At 54.5% G+C, this 16,117-nt stretch carries 17 protein-coding genes; 7 read left to right on the top strand and 10 right to left on the bottom strand.

Annotated elements, in window-relative coordinates; translation table 11 throughout:
• Positions 1–197 precede the first annotated feature (197 nt).
• Positions 198–1,301, bottom strand: coding sequence for a bifunctional diaminohydroxyphosphoribosylaminopyrimidine deaminase/5-amino-6-(5-phosphoribosylamino)uracil reductase RibD (gene ribD, locus BV390_RS04940; RefSeq protein ID WP_085396656.1), 1,104 nt, complete (start codon positions 1,299–1,301; stop codon positions 198–200).
• Positions 1,302–1,304: 3 nt separating this feature from the next.
• Positions 1,305–1,754: a transcriptional regulator NrdR gene (nrdR, locus tag BV390_RS04935; RefSeq protein ID WP_004858609.1), complete on the bottom strand. Its 450-nt coding sequence runs from the start codon at positions 1,752–1,754 to the stop codon at positions 1,305–1,307.
• A gap of 148 nt (positions 1,755–1,902) precedes the next feature.
• Between nrdR and BV390_RS04930 the strand changes: the two genes are divergently transcribed.
• Complete coding sequence (locus BV390_RS04930) at positions 1,903–2,445, top strand: SadB/YajI family lipoprotein (protein WP_032696628.1); 543 nt, start codon at positions 1,903–1,905, stop codon at positions 2,443–2,445.
• A 292-nt stretch (positions 2,446–2,737) separates the two neighbouring features.
• Positions 2,738–3,622: a nucleoside-specific channel-forming protein Tsx gene (locus tag BV390_RS04925; protein WP_032689264.1), complete on the top strand. Its 885-nt coding sequence runs from the start codon at positions 2,738–2,740 to the stop codon at positions 3,620–3,622.
• Positions 3,623–3,715: 93 nt separating this feature from the next.
• Here BV390_RS04925 and BV390_RS04920 read toward each other — a convergent pair whose 3' ends face one another.
• From BV390_RS04920 to queA, 8 genes are all read right to left on the bottom strand, one after another.
• Entirely contained in the window at positions 3,716–4,396 is a 681-nt protein-coding gene (locus BV390_RS04920) for a helix-turn-helix transcriptional regulator (RefSeq protein ID WP_046853030.1), read from the bottom strand.
• Positions 4,397–4,421: 25 nt separating this feature from the next.
• Positions 4,422–4,787 (bottom strand): VOC family protein, encoded by a 366-nt coding sequence (locus BV390_RS04915; protein WP_032689266.1) that lies wholly within the window; start codon positions 4,785–4,787, stop codon positions 4,422–4,424.
• A 75-nt stretch (positions 4,788–4,862) separates the two neighbouring features.
• Positions 4,863–6,260 (bottom strand): M24 family metallopeptidase, encoded by a 1,398-nt coding sequence (locus BV390_RS04910; protein ID WP_085396655.1) that lies wholly within the window; start codon positions 6,258–6,260, stop codon positions 4,863–4,865.
• A gap of 114 nt (positions 6,261–6,374) precedes the next feature.
• A complete protein-coding gene (secF, locus tag BV390_RS04905; RefSeq protein ID WP_032689268.1) occupies positions 6,375–7,346 on the bottom strand; it encodes a protein translocase subunit SecF in 972 nt (323 codons plus the stop codon).
• A 10-nt stretch (positions 7,347–7,356) separates the two neighbouring features.
• A complete protein-coding gene (gene secD / locus BV390_RS04900) occupies positions 7,357–9,204 on the bottom strand; it encodes a protein translocase subunit SecD (protein ID WP_015585040.1) in 1,848 nt (615 codons plus the stop codon).
• Positions 9,205–9,229: 25 nt separating this feature from the next.
• On the bottom strand, positions 9,230–9,562 hold the full coding sequence (gene yajC, locus BV390_RS04895; RefSeq protein ID WP_004099423.1) for a preprotein translocase subunit YajC: 333 nt from the start codon (positions 9,560–9,562) through the stop codon (positions 9,230–9,232).
• A gap of 22 nt (positions 9,563–9,584) precedes the next feature.
• Positions 9,585–10,712, bottom strand: a complete 1,128-nt coding sequence (tgt, locus tag BV390_RS04890; RefSeq protein WP_032689269.1) for a tRNA guanosine(34) transglycosylase Tgt — start codon at positions 10,710–10,712, stop codon at positions 9,585–9,587.
• Positions 10,713–10,765: 53 nt separating this feature from the next.
• A complete protein-coding gene (gene queA / locus BV390_RS04885) occupies positions 10,766–11,836 on the bottom strand; it encodes a tRNA preQ1(34) S-adenosylmethionine ribosyltransferase-isomerase QueA (protein WP_032689270.1) in 1,071 nt (356 codons plus the stop codon).
• A gap of 292 nt (positions 11,837–12,128) precedes the next feature.
• On the opposite strand from queA, the gene acpH reads away from it, so the two are divergent.
• The 5 genes from acpH (at position 12,129) to BV390_RS04860 (ending at position 16,057) form a co-directional block, all read left to right on the top strand.
• A complete protein-coding gene (gene acpH, locus BV390_RS04880; protein WP_032700699.1) occupies positions 12,129–12,710 on the top strand; it encodes an ACP phosphodiesterase in 582 nt (193 codons plus the stop codon).
• Between the two features lie 169 nt (positions 12,711–12,879).
• Entirely contained in the window at positions 12,880–13,482 is a 603-nt protein-coding gene (locus tag BV390_RS04875) for a peroxiredoxin (protein WP_004858569.1), read from the top strand.
• Positions 13,483–13,908: 426 nt separating this feature from the next.
• A complete protein-coding gene (locus BV390_RS04870) occupies positions 13,909–14,364 on the top strand; it encodes a PTS sugar transporter subunit IIA (RefSeq protein WP_032696557.1) in 456 nt (151 codons plus the stop codon).
• Positions 14,358–14,645 (top strand): PTS sugar transporter subunit IIB, encoded by a 288-nt coding sequence (locus tag BV390_RS04865; RefSeq protein WP_004858566.1) that lies wholly within the window; start codon positions 14,358–14,360, stop codon positions 14,643–14,645. Before BV390_RS04870 ends, BV390_RS04865 begins: the two co-directional genes overlap by 7 nt.
• A gap of 20 nt (positions 14,646–14,665) precedes the next feature.
• Positions 14,666–16,057, top strand: a complete 1,392-nt coding sequence (locus BV390_RS04860) for a PTS ascorbate transporter subunit IIC (protein ID WP_004858563.1) — start codon at positions 14,666–14,668, stop codon at positions 16,055–16,057.
• Positions 16,058–16,117 lie beyond the last annotated feature (60 nt).

The raw sequence follows: 16,117 nt of genomic DNA, 5'->3' as shown, positions 1-16,117 counted from the left end.
CATATAGCCCCGCAAGGGGGGCGGATTCTATCATAATAATTTATACACTTCATCCTTCAAACTGCCTCCGCGTTGGCGGAGCCCGTCGCCCCCGGTCACTTACGGCTGTAAGCCGACGGGGATTCCCGGATTGGCCGCCTCGACGCATCTTGAATGATTTCGCGTAGCGATGCTGTTTTCCCTTGCGAAAGGGAAGATCATGCGCCCACTAAATGCAGGCAAAGATCGGGGCCTACCTGGCGTATCTCGTTGAATTTGAAATGGGGGGCTGCGGCCAGTTTCTCAAGCCCCGGTAGCACGCACAGCCCGCGTGCGTCGCTGCCTAACAGTTTAGGCGCAATATAGACGATAAGCTCGTCCACCAGCCCGGCCTGCAACAATGCGCCGGCGAGCGTCGGCCCCGCTTCCACCCAAATGCTGTTAACCTGCTGTTTGCCAAGCTGCATCATCAGTAACACCAGATCGAGATGGCCGTTATGTTCCGGCACCATCAGCGTTCGCACGCTTTCCGGCCAGCTGCGGTCATCGGCCTGAGTGCGGGCAAACAGAGTCTCTCCCGCCTGCTGCACGATGCGGTGCTCAGGGGTAACGCGATTATGGCTATCGATCACAATACGCAGCGGCTGGCGCAGGTTTTCCTGCGGGTAGCGGGCGCGAATATCGGCATCGAGCTCTTCCCAGCGTACGGTTAATGCCGGATCGTCTGCCAGGACGGTCGCGCTGCTGGTCAGGATCGCATGGCTTTGCGCACGCAGACGCTGCACGTCGCGTCGTGCCTGCGGCGAGGTTATCCACTGGCTTTCGCCGCTGGCCATCGCGGTGCGACCATCCAGAGAAGCGCCCATTTTTAGCTGTATGTAAGGGAAACCGGTGCGCATCCGCTTAAGAAAGCCTTTGTTCAGCGCTTCGGCTTCGCCCATCATCAGGCCGTGGCTGACGTCAATCCCTTCCTGCTGCAGGCGATACAGGCCGCGCCCCGCCACCTGCGGGTTGGGGTCCTGCATGGCGGCCACGACGCGGGAAACGCCCGCGGTAATCAGCGCGTCGCAGCACGGCGGCGTTCGGCCGTGATGACTGCAGGGTTCCAGCGTCACATAGGCAGTAGCGCCCCGGGCTTTTTCGCCAGCCATGCGCAGCGCATGCACTTCCGCATGCGGCTCGCCGGCGCGATAGTGAAAACCTTCGCCGACAATCTCACCGTCCTTGACGATCACACAGCCGACATTCGGATTGGGATGGGTCGTAAAGCGCCCGCGCTGCGCCAGCTTAAGCGCTCGCGCCATGTACATTTCGTCATGCATGGCTTAGTCCTGTAAGCGGGCGATCTCTTCGCCGAACTCTTTGATATCTTCAAAACTGCGATAGACGGAAGCAAAGCGGATATAGGCAACTTTATCGAGCTTTTTCAGCTGCTCCATCACCAGGTTGCCGATCATTTTGCTCGGGACTTCGCGCTCGCCGGTGCCGCGTAAATGGGTTTTGATATGATTGAGCGCCATTTCCACATCATCAGCGCTGACCGGCCGTTTTTCCAGCGCTTTCAGCATTCCGCTGCGCAGCTTATCTTCATTGAAGGGTTCCCGCACATCGTTGCTCTTGACCACACGCGGCATCACCAGCTCTGCCACCTCGAACGTGGTGAAACGTTCGTTACAAACCAGGCACTGCCGACGACGACGCACAGAAGAGCCCTCACCCACCAGACGAGAGTCGATCACTTTGGTATCTACGGCGAAACAGAAAGGGCAATGCATAGCGCGTCCTGACAGGAAGTTAAACTGACAGGTAGTTTACCGCGAAGTGCCCCGACAACAAAGAAAGAGCTTTTGAGACAAAGGATCTATGGCTCGTGGACGGAGACGTTCTACCATGAAGTATCCCCTGAAAACGGAATCCATGACCATGACAAGACGTTATTTGAAGCTGGCTATGCTGACCACTCTGTTCACACTCAGCGCCTGCGCGCAGCAAAGTGAAGTCCGTCAAATGCATGAAAGCGTAAGCACGTTGAGCAAAGAGATGACTCAGCTTAATCAGCAGACGGTGAAAATTACTCAGCAAAACGCGCTGAATGCGAAATCCAGCAGCGGCGTTTATCTTTTGCCCGGCGCCAATACCCCGGCGCGCCTCGAAAGCCAAATCGGCACATTGCGTATGTCGCTGCGTGACATCGCCGCCGACGCCGACGGTACCCGCCTGACGCTGCGTATCCAGGGGGAGTCAAACGACCCGCTGCCGGCGTTTAGCGCCACCGTTGCCTGGGGGCAAATCACCGGCACCACGCAGAATTATCAGGAAGTTAACGTACACGATCGGCTGATTAGCGCCCCCGCCAGCATCCTGGCGCCGAGTGACGTTGATATTCCGCTACGTCTGAACGGCATCACGCCGGAGCAGCTCGGCTTCCTGCGCATTCACGATATCCAGCCCGCAACCGCGCAATAATCGCCTTCACCGGGTGTCGCCGACACCCGGTCCCCCAGCCAAAAATCCATTTACAATTTTTCTAAACAGTTCAGTAAAAATTGACTGTATGGATGAATTTCAGTGGCATTCTGTCAGGAAATGCATAGAATCGTGAACGCAATCGATTACGTATGTTTACGTTATGTGAAACAACACGTATTTTTGTGAGCAATGATTTCTATAATAGACCCCCACAGAAATACGAAATATTTAGCAACGCTTCGGCAACGTTCTTAACGCCTTTTGGCTTAATTTAAACAGTGGCATCATTATGAAAAAAACATTACTGGCAGCAGGCGCCGTACTGGCGCTGTCCACATCGTTCACTGCTGGCGCGGCAGAAAACGATAAACCGCAGTACCTGTCTGATTGGTGGCACCAGAGTGTAAACGTGGTGGGGAGCTACCACACCCGTTTTGGACCGCAAATCCGTAACGATACCTATCTGGAATACGAAGCGTTTGCTAAAAAAGACTGGTTTGATTTCTATGGCTATATCGATGCACCGGTATTCTTTGGCGGCAACAGCACGGCAAAAGGTATCTGGAACAACGGTTCCCCGCTGTTTATGGAAATCGAACCGCGTTTCTCTATCGATAAGCTGACCAACACCGATCTCAGCTTCGGCCCGTTCAAAGAGTGGTATTTCGCCAACAACTATATCTACGATATGGGTCGTAACGATTCTCAGGAGCAGAGCACCTGGTATATGGGTCTGGGTACCGATATCGATACCGGTCTGCCGATGAGCCTGTCTCTGAACGTGTATGCGAAATATCAGTGGCAGAACTATGGCGCATCCAACGAAAACGAATGGGATGGCTACCGTTTCAAAGTGAAATACTTTGTCCCGCTGACCGACCTGTGGGGCGGCTCGCTGAGCTACATCGGCTTCACCAACTTTGACTGGGGTTCCGATCTGGGCGATGATAACTTCTATGACATGAACGGCAAGCACGCGCGCACCAGCAACTCCATCGCCTCCAGCCACATCCTGGCGCTGAACTACGCGCACTGGCACTACTCCGTTGTGGCTCGTTACTGGCATAACGGCGGTCAGTGGGCCGATGATGCGAAGCTGAACTTCGGCGATGGCGACTTCAACGTACGCTCTACCGGCTGGGGCGGTTACTTTGTTGTCGGCTACAACTTCTAATCCAGCCTGATCCCCGACCCGGCGGCTATGCCGTCGGGTCCGTTTCTTCTCCCGAAAGCCGGTTTAGCGCCAGCCAGACGGGAGACATTTCGCTTAACATTTCACCTTGCGTAAAAAATCGCTCAATGAGCGATCGGCACACTCATGAAAGCGCCGCTCCGTCGGGGTGATATCCAGACAGCGGTCAAGGCGGAAGCAGCGGTAATCATCGCGCAGCTCGCACCAGGCAACCAGCATCCAGCGCTCCCCCCAGAAAAACAGCCCCAGCGGCATCACTTCCCGCTGCGTCAACTTCCCCGCTTCGTCACGGTAGTGCAGCGCCAGCACCCGCTGCGTGGATATGGCCTGATGCATGACATCGAAATCGCGTCGGGAATAGTGCTGATTGCCGAAATCCGGGGCAAAAATCCGCGTCTGCTCCGCCTTGCGACGGCTCTCCTCCGGTAGAATCGCCAGCACTTTTTCCTGCGCCGACTCCAGCTCCCGCGACAGCGAATCGCCGCCCCAGGTTTTCAGCAAACGGATAGCCACCATCAGCGCCTCCGACTCACGATTTGTCAGCATCAGCGGCGGCAGATCAAACCCCGACATCAGCCGGTATCCGCTGCCCGCCTCGCCCTCAACCGGAACGCCCGAAAGCGATAAATCGCGAATATCACGGTAGATGGTCCGCTCCGATACGCCGAGCCGCTCCGCCAGCAGGGCGGCCGTTGTCAGCCGCCTGCCTCGCAGAATCTGCACGATTTGAAATAAACGGTCGGCGCGTCGGGTCATTTTCTTTTCACATAAGCTCTGAAGATTAAGCCGGCTGGTGCAGGCCGACGCGGTTTCCTTCACTGTCGGTAAACAGGGCGATAGTCCCGATATCATGCGGCAGCGCCAGCGGGCCAAAAACGCATCGCCCGCCAGCAGAGGCTACCCGGTCAAGCGTGGCGGCAAGATCGTGGGTATGCAAATAGATGATAGCGCCATCCAGCGACGGTGTGATGCCATCAAATTTTGCCAGCGCCCCGCCGGTGGCCGGATCCTGATGTGGGAAAACAGCGAGTTCGGCAACATCCATGCTCTCCCGGCGAAGCGCCACCTGCATGACCGGCTCATAAAACGCGATGGCACGATCCATATCGACGACCGGAATTTCAAACCAGTTAATTACATTATGCATACATCCTCCTGTCCATTGTTTGGGTTCAGGAGGAGTGTATGACAAGGCTCCTGACAGCATACTGTCAGGAGTGTTTTACGCGGACGGCGTTGTGCAAACCAATGCCCGTGCGTTATCAAGCAGCCAGGGACGTAAATAGCCAACGGTATTCGATAACGGCAGGACCTCCTCCGGCAGGACAATCCCCAGCTGCTGGCGGATATAGGCCCGCCGGGTGACGATGCGCTGCCAGAGCGCCGGCCAGTTCTCCGCCAGCTCCTCACGTAGCGCCTCATCCGCAACCGCTACGGTATCTTCAATACTGGCCCCGGCATAGCCCGCCCGTGAGGGGATGATATCGATTTGCAGCAGCATGCCGCTACGGATACAGGCCTGGGAGTCCGGCCCTATGGGAGAACACAGCCACTCTTCGTCGGCGACCAGATGGCCGGGGTTCAAATGCCAGTGATACTCTGCTTGCGGTAACACCCGCTCGATCAGCGCATACATCTCACCGCCGCGCATCCCGATACGCAGATTCTCCAGCCAGCTGACCACCGCCCGGAAATAGGGCTTCGCCACCACATCGAGGTAGTCCGCCACCTCCGGCGCCAGCTCCGTTTCATCGCCGACCACGTAGGCTGCCCGGCTGCTTAAGCCGCCTTTAAACCCGGTGGTGAGCGAAAACTTATCGCCGCGACGGATAGCCTTATCGCCAGGATAGAGACGGGCATCGGCGAAGCGATCGCCGGTAGCGGCAATCATTACCACGCTGTTGGGCTGGCCTTCTGCTGCCAGCAGCGCGCCGATCTGTTTTTCCGTTTTTCCCGGCGCGATGGCATTCAAAGCCGTGAGGATCGCCGTCGACGCCAGATTGGCGCCATATTCATAGTGCGCCAGCTCATTAGCAGAATTTACCGTTCTCACACCGCCATCTGGCGCGATAAATATTGCCGTGGCATTGGCCACAGCCGCCTGCTGCCCCGCAGCCTGCCGAATCGCGTCAACGATAAAAGCAGGCAGATCGAACATCTGTGAGCGGTCGTCAGCGCTGCCGGTAAACAGCTTCCAGCCTACCAGGCCCAGCGTTCTCCCGCTGCGTATACCGGCATCCTGCAGCAGCTGAGGCAGACTCTTTTCATTGCTCATTGGCTGATTCGGCAACGAGAACCACGGCGCATGGACCACCCGGTTTTCCAGCCGGGCAAAGGCCGCCAGTTTGAGGTTTTCATTACCCAGCACCAGCACCGCCTCCCCTTCGCGATGCAATACCAGCAAGGCTTCTTCAAAACGAGGGATAAAGCCGGTGAGATATTCGAAGTTCCCGCCGTGCTCTTTATCGGCATACACGATCAGCGTGTCGTAGCCATGCTGGTGTATTTGCGCAAGCACCCTGGCTTTACGCTGGCGTAGGGTTTCATCACTGAGCGTCACGGAAGGCACATCGTGCCAGACGGTGGGCTGGGCGACGGCAGAAAGGACTATGGCGGGCATGGGGAATCTCCATCTCATTAAGCGCTAAGAGTGGAGAGTAGCGAAATTTGGCCGGGCTGTAATAAAAAAATCCCGGCCTTGCGACCGGGATTGCTTTATCTGAACGCGCCAGATTTACGGCAGAATTGACGGCTGATCCGCCCCTTCTTTTTCGACCTTCTGCTGCAGCATATGCTCACGCTTCATGCCCAGCTTCAGCGCCAGTGCGGACGCAACGTAGATAGATGAGGCCGTACCGATGGAGACACCGATCAGCATGGTCAGCGAGAAGCCTTCCAGTACCGGGCCACCAAAGAGATACAGCATCAGGATCACCACCAATGTGGTTCCGGAGGTGATCAAGGTACGATGCAGCGTCTGGGTCAACGACACGTTGAAGATCTCATACGGCGTACCGCGGCGGATCTTACGGAAGTTTTCACGGATACGGTCAGATACCACGATGCTGTCGTTCAGCGAGTAGCCGATAACCGACATCAGCGAGGCAACGATGGTCAGGTCAATCTCGATATGGAACAGCGAGAGGATGCCCATCGTAATGACCACGTCGTGCGCCAGGGCGATAACTACCCCGGCGGCAAGACGCCACTCGAAACGGAAACCAACGTACACCAGGATACAGATTAACGCCGCCAGCAGCGCCAACGCGCCGCTTTGTGCCAGGTCAGCCCCGACGCTCGGCCCCACGAACTCGATTCGCTTAACCGTCGCCGACTGGCTGGTCGATTCGTTAATCACGCTAACGACCTTGCTGCCCAGCTCCTGACTGATGTTGGCATCATGTACCGGCGGCATACGTACCATAATGTCGCGGCTGCTGCCGAAGTTCTGCACCTGCGGCTCTTCAAAACCCGCCTTCTGCAGCGCCTGGCGCATCTGATCCAGTTCGGCCGGTTTTTCGAGGGTAATTTCGATTACCGTACCGCCGGTGAAATCCAGACCCCAGTTAAATCCGCGCACGCCCATCACGACAATGGCAGCAATCAGCAGAAAACCTGAAATGCCGAAAGCCCAGTAGTCCCAGCGCATAAAGTCATAGACTTTACGGCCGTGGTTCAATTGTTCAACAGTATATTCCTGTGCCACAACGCACTCCTCAGATAGACAGCTTTTTAACGCGCTTGCCGCCGTACAGCAGGTTCACGATGGCACGGGTGCCGACGATAGCGGTAAACATCGAGGTTGCCACACCGATACCGGTGGTAATCGCAAACCCTTTAATTGCACCGGTACCGACCGCGTACAGGATGATAACTTTGATCAACGTCGTAATGTTCGCATCGAAGATCGAGCTGAATGCGCCCCGGTAACCTTCATCAATCGCCTGCTGAACAGAACGTCCGTTGCTCAACTCTTCTTTAATACGTTCGTTGATCAGTACGTTAGCATCGACCGCTACCGCCAGTGTTAACACGATACCCGCAATCCCCGGCATACTCAGCGTGGCCCCAGGAAGCAGGGACATGATACCGACGATCAGGACCAGGTTAGCCACCAGCGCAGAGGTCGCGATCAGACCGAATTTCTTATAGAAGAAAATCATGAACAGGATAGAGACCACCAGACCGGCCAGACACGCTTCCAGACCCTGTTTGATGTTCTGCATACCCAGAGTCGGGCCGATGGTACGTTCTTCAACGATCTGAATCGGCGCAATCAGCGCACCCGCACGCAGCAGCAGAGAGAGCTGACGCGCTTCATTTGGGTTGCTGATACCGGTAATACGGAAGCTGTTACCCAGGCGAGACTGGATGTTGGCGATGTTAATCACCTCTTCCTCTTTCACCAGAATGGCACGACCGTTAGCATCTTTCTTACCGCTGTCTTTATACTCCACGAACAGGGTCGCCATCGGTTTACCGATGTTGTCCTTAGTGAAGTTAGACATGATGTTACCACCTGCGCTATCCAGCGAGATGTTAACCTGCGGCTGGTTGAACTCGTCCATGCTGGAAGTGGAGTCGGTGATATGGTCACCGGTCAGAATCACGCGCTTGTACAGCACAACCGGCCGGCCTTCACGAGTATCTTTCACTTCAGAGTCGCCAGGGACACGGCCGGAAGCGGCGGCGGCACTGTCAACGTTGCTGTTAACCAGACGGAACTCCAGCGTCGCCGTGGCGCCAAGAATTTCTTTCGCCCGAGCGGTATCCTGAATACCCGGCAGTTCAACCACGATACGGTCGGCACCCTGACGCTGTACCAGCGGCTCGGCAACACCCAGTTGGTTAACACGGTTACGCAGAATGTTGATGTTCTGCTGCACGGCGTATTCGCGGGCTTCTTTCAGACGCTCATCGGTCATCACCGCTTTCAGGCCGGTAGCGCCCTGCGTGGAGATAACCAGATCGCGGTGACGCGGGCTCAGCCAGGAGATGGCCTGATCGCGTGCGGCGCTATCGCGAAAAGCGATGCTCAGACCATAATTGTCTTCCTTACGCACGGTGGAGTAAGGGATGCCTTTTTCACGCAGCTCGCTGCGCAGGCTGTCGATATTTTGTTCCTGCAGTTTTCCCAGCGCGGTGTCCATATCCACTTCCATCAGGAAGTGTACGCCGCCGCGCAGGTCAAGACCCAGCTTCATCGGCTCGGCATGGATAGCCGCTAACCAGCGAGGAGTCGCCGGAGCTAAGTTCAGCGCCACGACGTATTTATCACCTAACACGTCCACCAGCACTTCACGTGCGCGCAGCTGGACATCGGTGGTGTCGAAGCGCGCAAGGATTGCGCCCTCTTCCAGTGCCACAGACTTAGCGGTAATTTTTTCTTCTTGTAACGTTTTCTGGACCTGGATCAGCGTTTGCTCACTGGCGGCGACACCGCGCGCGCCAGTGATTTGAACGGCCGGATCCTCACCATACAGGTTGGGGAGCGCATACATCAGGCCGACGATAATAACGACGACCAGCATGATGTACTTCCACAAAGGATAACGGTTTAACACGGCAGTTCCCTTAGGGAAAAGTGGATTACAGTGCCTTCATGGTGCCTTTCGGCAGAACGGCAGCTACGAAGTCACGTTTGATAACCACTTCAGTGGTGTCGTTCAGCGCGATAGCAATGTATCCGCTTTCAGCAACTTTCGTGACGCGACCAACCAGGCCGCCATTCGTCAGCACTTCATCGCCCTTGGCGATAGAGTTCATCAGGTTTTTATGTTCTTTGGTGCGCTTCTGCTGTGGGCGCAGGATCATGAAATAGAAAATCAGACCGAACACCACCAGCATCAGAATCAGAGACATCGGGCTACCCTGCGCCGCGCCACCGGTTGCTGCTACCGCATCAGAAATAAAAAAGCTCATTCAAATTCCCTCATTATTAAAATTAATCAACGTTCAAAGGAGGAACAGGTCGCCCCTGACGTTGGTAAAAATCGGTCACGAAGCTCTCTAATTTACCCTCTTCGATAGCCTTACGTAAACCAGCCATTAAACGCTGATAGTAGCGAAGGTTATGAATGGTATTGAGGCGCGCGCCCAATATTTCGTTGCAACGATCGAGATGATGCAAGTAAGCGCGTGAATAATTGCGACATGTATAGCAATCACACTCGGCATCCAGCGGCGCGGTGTCGCTTTTATGCTTCGCATTACGAATCTTCACCACGCCATCGGTGACGAACAGGTGGCCGTTGCGCGCGTTGCGCGTGGGCATGACGCAGTCGAACATGTCGATACCGCGACGCACCCCTTCAACCAGATCTTCTGGCTTGCCGACGCCCATCAGATAGCGCGGTTTGTCGGCCGGGATCTGCGGGCAAACGTGCTCCAGGATACGGTGCATGTCTTCCTTCGGCTCACCGACAGCCAAACCGCCGACAGCGTAGCCATCAAAGCCGATATCTACCAGACCTTTAACGGAGATATCACGTAAATCTTCGTAAACGCTGCCCTGGATAATGCCAAACAGCGCATTTTTATTGCCAAGAGAGTCAAAACGGTCGCGGCTGCGCTGCGCCCAGCGCAGAGACATTTCCATCGAGCGCTTAGCGTAATCCCAGTCCGCCGGATACGGCGTACATTCGTCGAAGATCATCACGATATCGGAACCGAGATCGTACTGAATCTCCATCGATTTTTCCGGATCGAGGAAAATGGGGTCGCCATTAATTGGGTTGCGGAAGTGGACGCCCTGCTCGGTAATTTTGCGGATATCGCCCAGGCTGAACACCTGGAAGCCGCCGGAATCGGTCAGGATGGGTCCTTTCCACTGCATAAAATCATGCAGGTCACCGTGCAGCTTCATGATTTCCTGGCCCGGACGTAACCACAGGTGGAACGTGTTGCCGAGGATAATTTGCGCGCCGGTGGCTTCAACTTCTTCCGGCGTCATCCCTTTTACGGTGCCGTAGGTACCAACGGGCATAAAGGCTGGCGTTTCAACCACGCCGCGATCAAACACCAGGCGGCCGCGGCGGGCGCGTCCGTCGGTCGTATCCAGTTCAAATTTCATTTTAACTCCTGCGTCAGAAAAACAGTCTGACGTTAAACACTCATGTCGCGGAGTTATTCCCCGACACGCTCAAAAATAGCCTGCGGATTGTACGTGATAAACATCGCGTCCCCGTAGCTAAAAAAGCGATATTTTTGTTCTACCGCAGCCTTATAGGCATTCATGGTGTGCTGATAGCCAGCAAAGGCTGAAACCAGCATAATCAGAGTCGATTCAGGGAGATGGAAGTTGGTCACCAGCGCATCAACCGCTTTGTACTGATACCCCTGATAGATAAAAATCTGCGTGTCGCCGAAAAACGGCTCAATCAGGTCGTTTTTCGCCGCCTGCGCCGCGCTCTCCAGCGAACGTACGGAGGTGGTGCCCACCGCGATGACCCGGTTGCCGCGCGCTTTCGCCGCCAGCACCGCATCAACGACCTCCTGCGGCACTTCGGCGTACTCGGAGTGCATGATGTGATCTTCAATGGTCTCCACGCGCACCGGCTGGAAAGTCCCCGCGCCAACGTGCAGCGTCACAAACGCCATTTCAATCCCTTTCTCGCGCAGCTTCTCCAGCATCATATCGTCAAAGTGCAGGCCTGCGGTCGGCGCGGCCACAGCCCCCGGCCTGGTGCTGTATACGGTTTGATACAGTTCGCGGTCGGCGTCTTCGTCCGGACGATCGATATACGGCGGCAGCGGCATATGGCCGATGCTGTTGAGGATATCCAGTACCGGGCGTTCGTCGTTAAATTCGACTTCAAACAGCGCGTCGTGACGTGCCACCATCGTGGCGTTGATGCTTTCATCATCGCCCAGCAGCAGCTCCGCTCCCGGCTTCGGCGCTTTAGATGCGCGAATATGTGCCAGAATACGTTTGTCATCAAGCATGCGCTCGACCAGCACTTCAATCTTGCCGCCGCTGGCTTTTCGGCCAAACAGGCGCGCCGGGATCACGCGGGTATTGTTAAAGACCAGCAGATCGCCCGGGTTAAGTTTGTCGAGTAAATCAGTGAAAGTCCCATGCGTCAGCGCTCCCGTCGGACCGTCTAACGACAGCAGGCGACAGCGACTGCGCTCCGGCTGCGGGTAGTGGGCGATCAGGGATTCGGGTAGTTCAAAGGAAAAATCGGTAACGCGCATGACGGTGGCTCAGACTAAATAAAGAGGCGGGTAGTCTAGTGCCGGGGCGTCCTCCCTGCAACCTTTACCCCTCCTGATGAATAACATAATCTATACACAAAACCATTCAAGATGCATCGACGCGGCAGCTGAATGCGTCCCCGGGAGCAGACAGGTGTCTATGGCCGGGTGAGTGATAAATCTGTCAGGAACAGATTTGAACGCCGCGGAGTGGCGGCCCGCGAGGGCGAGGCTCAAAGATGAGCCGGGTAGCTGAAGCCAACAAAGAGGCAGTTTGAAGGATAAAAGGTCTATGAATTTTCTTGCACACCTGCACTTAGCCCATCTCGCCGACAGTTCCCTGCCCGGCAATCTTCTGGCCGATTTTGTTCGCGGCAATCCCCAGTCGGACTTCCCGGCCGACATTGTCGACGGCATTTTTATGCACCGGCGCATCGATGTCATGACCGATAATCTGCCGGAAGTAAAAGCAGCGCGCGACTGGTTTCGCCCGCAGACCCGCCGCGTGGCGCCCATTACGCTGGATGTGATGTGGGATCACTTCCTGTCGTATCACTGGGCGCGCATTTCACCCGATATGCCGCTCAATGAGTTTGTCCGCTATGCCCAGGCACAGGTAACGCCGGTGTTACCCGATTCGCCGCCGCGTTTCGTGAATCTCAATGCCTATTTGTGGTCGGAGCGCTGGCTTGAACGCTATGAAGATATGGACTTTATTCAGAGCGTCCTCAACGGCATGGCCAGCCGTCGTCCGCGCCTTGATGCCCTGCGCGACTCCTGGCAGGATCTGGATACGCACTACGATAAACTCGAGCAGCAGTTCTGGACTTTTTATCCGCGAATGATGGCGCAGGCCGCCAGGCGCGAACTATAAAGATTGCGCTTTCTCACAGAAAGGCTATCCTGAACAACGTTTTCCGATATAAATTGATAGGTAAAACCTATCTCATTGATTGTCAACGTCACGTTGAGTTCGCATGAACCAGTCCCTATACTTGCCCGCGTTGCGTTCCAATTAACCTTATTATTAACAGGAGAATCATATGGTTCTGGTCACTCGTCAGGCTCCGGATTTTACCGCAGCAGCTGTTTTAGGTAACGGCGAAATCGTTGAGAAATTCAACTTCAAACAACACACCAACGGTAAAGCGACCGTCCTGTTCTTCTGGCCGATGGACTTCACCTTCGTTTGCCCGTCTGAGCTGATCGCTTTTGACAAACGTTACGAAGAATTCCAGAAACGCGGCGTAGAAGTTGTTGGCGTCTCCTTCGACTCTGAATTCGTTCACAACGCATGGCGTAACACCCCGGTAGACCAGGGCGGTATCGGTCCGGTTAAATACGCGATGGTTGCTGATATCAAACGTGAAATCCAGAAAGCTTACGGTATCGAACACCCGGACGAAGGCGTGGCGCTGCGCGGCTCCTTCCTGATCGACGCTAACGGCGTCGTTCGCCACCAGGTAGTAAACGATCTGCCGCTGGGTCGTAACATCGACGAAATGCTGCGTATGGTTGACGCGCTGCAGTTCCACGAAGAGCACGGTGAAGTTTGCCCGGCACAGTGGGAAAAAGGAAAAGAAGGTATGGCGGCTTCTCCGGAAGGCGTTGCTAAATACCTGACCGAGAACGTGTCCAGCCTGTAATCGGCCCATGTTCAGAAAAAGGCTCGCGCATGCGGGCCTTTTTTATCTTCTGCCGCAGCACATGTTGCGCTCTCGCGCGCAGTCGCCGCCCCTCATGCTTTCCAGACGGCTTTTTTGTTATCAAACTCAAGCTTTGGTAAAAAACTGCCATGATATTTGTGATACGCGAAGCACTTCTAAAAAATAATTCTCTCTTATTTTTGTTCTGTCCCGCCTGATATTTTTTTAAAATTCCATACTCCAATTATAACCAATTGATAATTAACATAATAATAAATGTTATTTTCCCTTAAAAAATAACGCAAAGATCATTCCACTGTGATCAACTTCAAGGTTTAAAAATTCAAATGTGACCTGAACCATGATTTCCTGCGTTCTATTTCGTCATGATTTAACTCAGAAAATAAATGCGTTAAGGATTGGATTATGGAAATCATTTTTGATCGCCGGTTAATCGCACTTGATCAGAACATTACCAGCGCCAGTCAGGCTATCGAATTATCCGGGACGCTGCTGGCCCGCCAGCAAATTTGTCGCCCCGAATACATCACCGCGATGCTCGACGTCTATAAGGATTTTGGTCCCGCCATTGTTATTGATAGCGGGCTGGCGATGCCCCACGCACGCCCCGAAAAAGGGGCCATCCGCACCGGTTTTTCTTTAATCACCACCCGCCAGCCGCTTCACTTTGGTCACGAGGAGTTTGACCCGGTGAGCGTCATTATCGGTATCGCCGGCGCCGATGCCGATAACCATATAAAAATGATCCAGATAATCGCCGCACTGATTGAATCAGATATTGTGTCGTTCCTTCGCGAAGAGCATGACATCAATGCCGTATTCAATTTCATCCACAATAAAATGGAGTCGTCATTATGTTAGTTATCAGAACAGTTTGTGGTAACGGGATTGGCAGTTCATTAATGGCCGCAAGCAATGTCAAAAAAATATGTGATGAATTAGGGATCAAAGCTGACGTCGCCTCCGTTGATTTTGCCAATGCCGTAGGAGAGAAAGCCGATCTCTATATCACCATCAAAGAATTAGCCAATCAGTTCCCTGCACATTGTCAGGTCGCCATCATTCGCAGCTATGTACATAAAGCAAAAATTGCTGAAGATATTACCGACGCTCTGACAAAAATTGCTGCGACTCATTCTTAATCATTATTAAGGACACGATCATGCAGGCTATACTCACATTCTTATCAGAAATATTCAGCCAACCCGCATTTCTGATGGGGATTATCGCATTTGTCGGTTTAGTGGCACTGCGCTCCCCCGGAAATAAACTTCTCACCGGTACCTTAAAGCCCATCCTCGGTTATTTAATGCTCAGCGCCGGCGCTGGGGTTATCGTTGCCAACCTCAATCCGCTCGGCGGAATTATCGAAGCCGGATTTAATATTCGCGGCGTTATTCCTAACAACGAGGCTATTGTTTCCGTCGCCCAGAAGGTACTGGGTGTGGAAACCATGAGTATATTGCTGTTAGGTTTTATTTTTAACCTGCTGATTGCCCGCTGCACTAAGTATAAATATATCTTCCTTACCGGTCACCACTCTTTCTTCCTCGCCTGTCTGTTCTCGGCGGTACTGCAGGCGGCAGAATTCCGCGGCTGGATGCTGGTATTGATTGGCGGATTCTTACTCGGCTCCTGGTCGGCGATCTCTCCGGCTATTGGCCAACGCTATACCAAGCAGGTCACCGAAGATGGCGGCATTGCGATGGGGCACTTTGGCTCGCTGGGGTATTACATCTCCGCATGGATCGCCAGCAAAACCGGCAACCCGGCGAACTCCTTCGCCGATACCGAAATCTCTGAGAAATGGGGCTTTCTGCGCGATACCACGGTCACTACCGGGATCGTGATGTTCGTTATCTACTTTGTCTGTAGCGCCGTGGCCGGCACCGAATACCTGCGGACAATCACTGACCAGAACATGCTGATCTTCTCTATTCTGACCGGCCTGCAGTTTGCCGTCGGCGTCGCCATCGTCTACAACGGCGTGCGTCTGATCCTTGGCGATCTGGTACCGGCATTCCAGGGGATTAGCCAGAAGCTGATTCCCGATTCGATTCCGGCCGTTGACTGCGCGGTGTTCTTTACGTTTAGCCCAACGGCGGTGGTCGTCGGTTTTATCAGCTCCTTTATCGGCGGTCTGGTCGGGATGCTGCTGCTGGGCGCCTTCGGCATGGCGCTGATCATTCCCGGTATGGTGCCGCATTTCTTCTGCGGCGGGACCTCCGGCGTTTTCGCCGACAAGCTGGGCGGCAAGCGGGGCTGCGTCATTGCCTCGTTCATTGGCGGCATCTTCCTCGCCTTCCTGCCGGCGATGTTGCTACCGGCTTTAGGCAGCCTGGGCTTTGAGAACAGTACCTTTGCCGATTTCGATTTCGCGGTATGGGGCATCATTATCGGTAATGCGTTTACCCAGTTTGGCCAGATAACCATCTATTTGATTTGCCTCGCCCTGCTCATCGCGCTGCTGGTGCCTTTCTGCTTCCGCTCAGTGCGCGTGGTAGGAGATACGCTCAGCTACGAAGCGCTCACGGCGAATAAGAAAAATGAATAGGGTTTCATTTTTCCCTGCGGGAAGCATTCTTCCCGCAGCTGACGACATTATCAGGAGTAG

Source organism: Klebsiella sp. YJ (genome assembly GCF_002108615.1).
In the GTDB taxonomy this organism is placed as follows: domain Bacteria; phylum Pseudomonadota; class Gammaproteobacteria; order Enterobacterales; family Enterobacteriaceae; genus Klebsiella; species Klebsiella planticola.
This window is presented reverse-complemented; position numbering and strand designations above follow the sequence as displayed.

What these genes read in the sequence shown, in the direction of transcription:
- queA (WP_032689270.1), bottom strand. Translation starts at nt 11,836, where the DNA reads ATGCGCGTTACCGATTTTTCCTTTGAACTACCCGAATCCCTGATCGCC.
- BV390_RS04915 (WP_032689266.1), bottom strand. Translation starts at nt 4,787, where the DNA reads ATGCATAATGTAATTAACTGGTTTGAAATTCCGGTCGTCGATATGGAT.
- BV390_RS04910 (WP_085396655.1), bottom strand. Translation starts at nt 6,260, where the DNA reads ATGCCCGCCATAGTCCTTTCTGCCGTCGCCCAGCCCACCGTCTGGCAC.
- ribD (WP_085396656.1), bottom strand. Translation starts at nt 1,301, where the DNA reads ATGCATGACGAAATGTACATGGCGCGAGCGCTTAAGCTGGCGCAGCGC.
- BV390_RS04875 (WP_004858569.1), top strand. Translation starts at nt 12,880, where the DNA reads ATGGTTCTGGTCACTCGTCAGGCTCCGGATTTTACCGCAGCAGCTGTT.
- BV390_RS04930 (WP_032696628.1), top strand. Translation starts at nt 1,903, where the DNA reads ATGACAAGACGTTATTTGAAGCTGGCTATGCTGACCACTCTGTTCACA.
- BV390_RS04860 (WP_004858563.1), top strand. Translation starts at nt 14,666, where the DNA reads ATGCAGGCTATACTCACATTCTTATCAGAAATATTCAGCCAACCCGCA.
- BV390_RS04865 (WP_004858566.1), top strand. Translation starts at nt 14,358, where the DNA reads ATGTTAGTTATCAGAACAGTTTGTGGTAACGGGATTGGCAGTTCATTA.
- yajC (WP_004099423.1), bottom strand. Translation starts at nt 9,562, where the DNA reads ATGAGCTTTTTTATTTCTGATGCGGTAGCAGCAACCGGTGGCGCGGCG.
- acpH (WP_032700699.1), top strand. Translation starts at nt 12,129, where the DNA reads ATGAATTTTCTTGCACACCTGCACTTAGCCCATCTCGCCGACAGTTCC.
- tgt (WP_032689269.1), bottom strand. Translation starts at nt 10,712, where the DNA reads ATGAAATTTGAACTGGATACGACCGACGGACGCGCCCGCCGCGGCCGC.
- nrdR (WP_004858609.1), bottom strand. Translation starts at nt 1,754, where the DNA reads ATGCATTGCCCTTTCTGTTTCGCCGTAGATACCAAAGTGATCGACTCT.
- BV390_RS04920 (WP_046853030.1), bottom strand. Translation starts at nt 4,396, where the DNA reads ATGACCCGACGCGCCGACCGTTTATTTCAAATCGTGCAGATTCTGCGA.
- BV390_RS04925 (WP_032689264.1), top strand. Translation starts at nt 2,738, where the DNA reads ATGAAAAAAACATTACTGGCAGCAGGCGCCGTACTGGCGCTGTCCACA.
- BV390_RS04870 (WP_032696557.1), top strand. Translation starts at nt 13,909, where the DNA reads ATGGAAATCATTTTTGATCGCCGGTTAATCGCACTTGATCAGAACATT.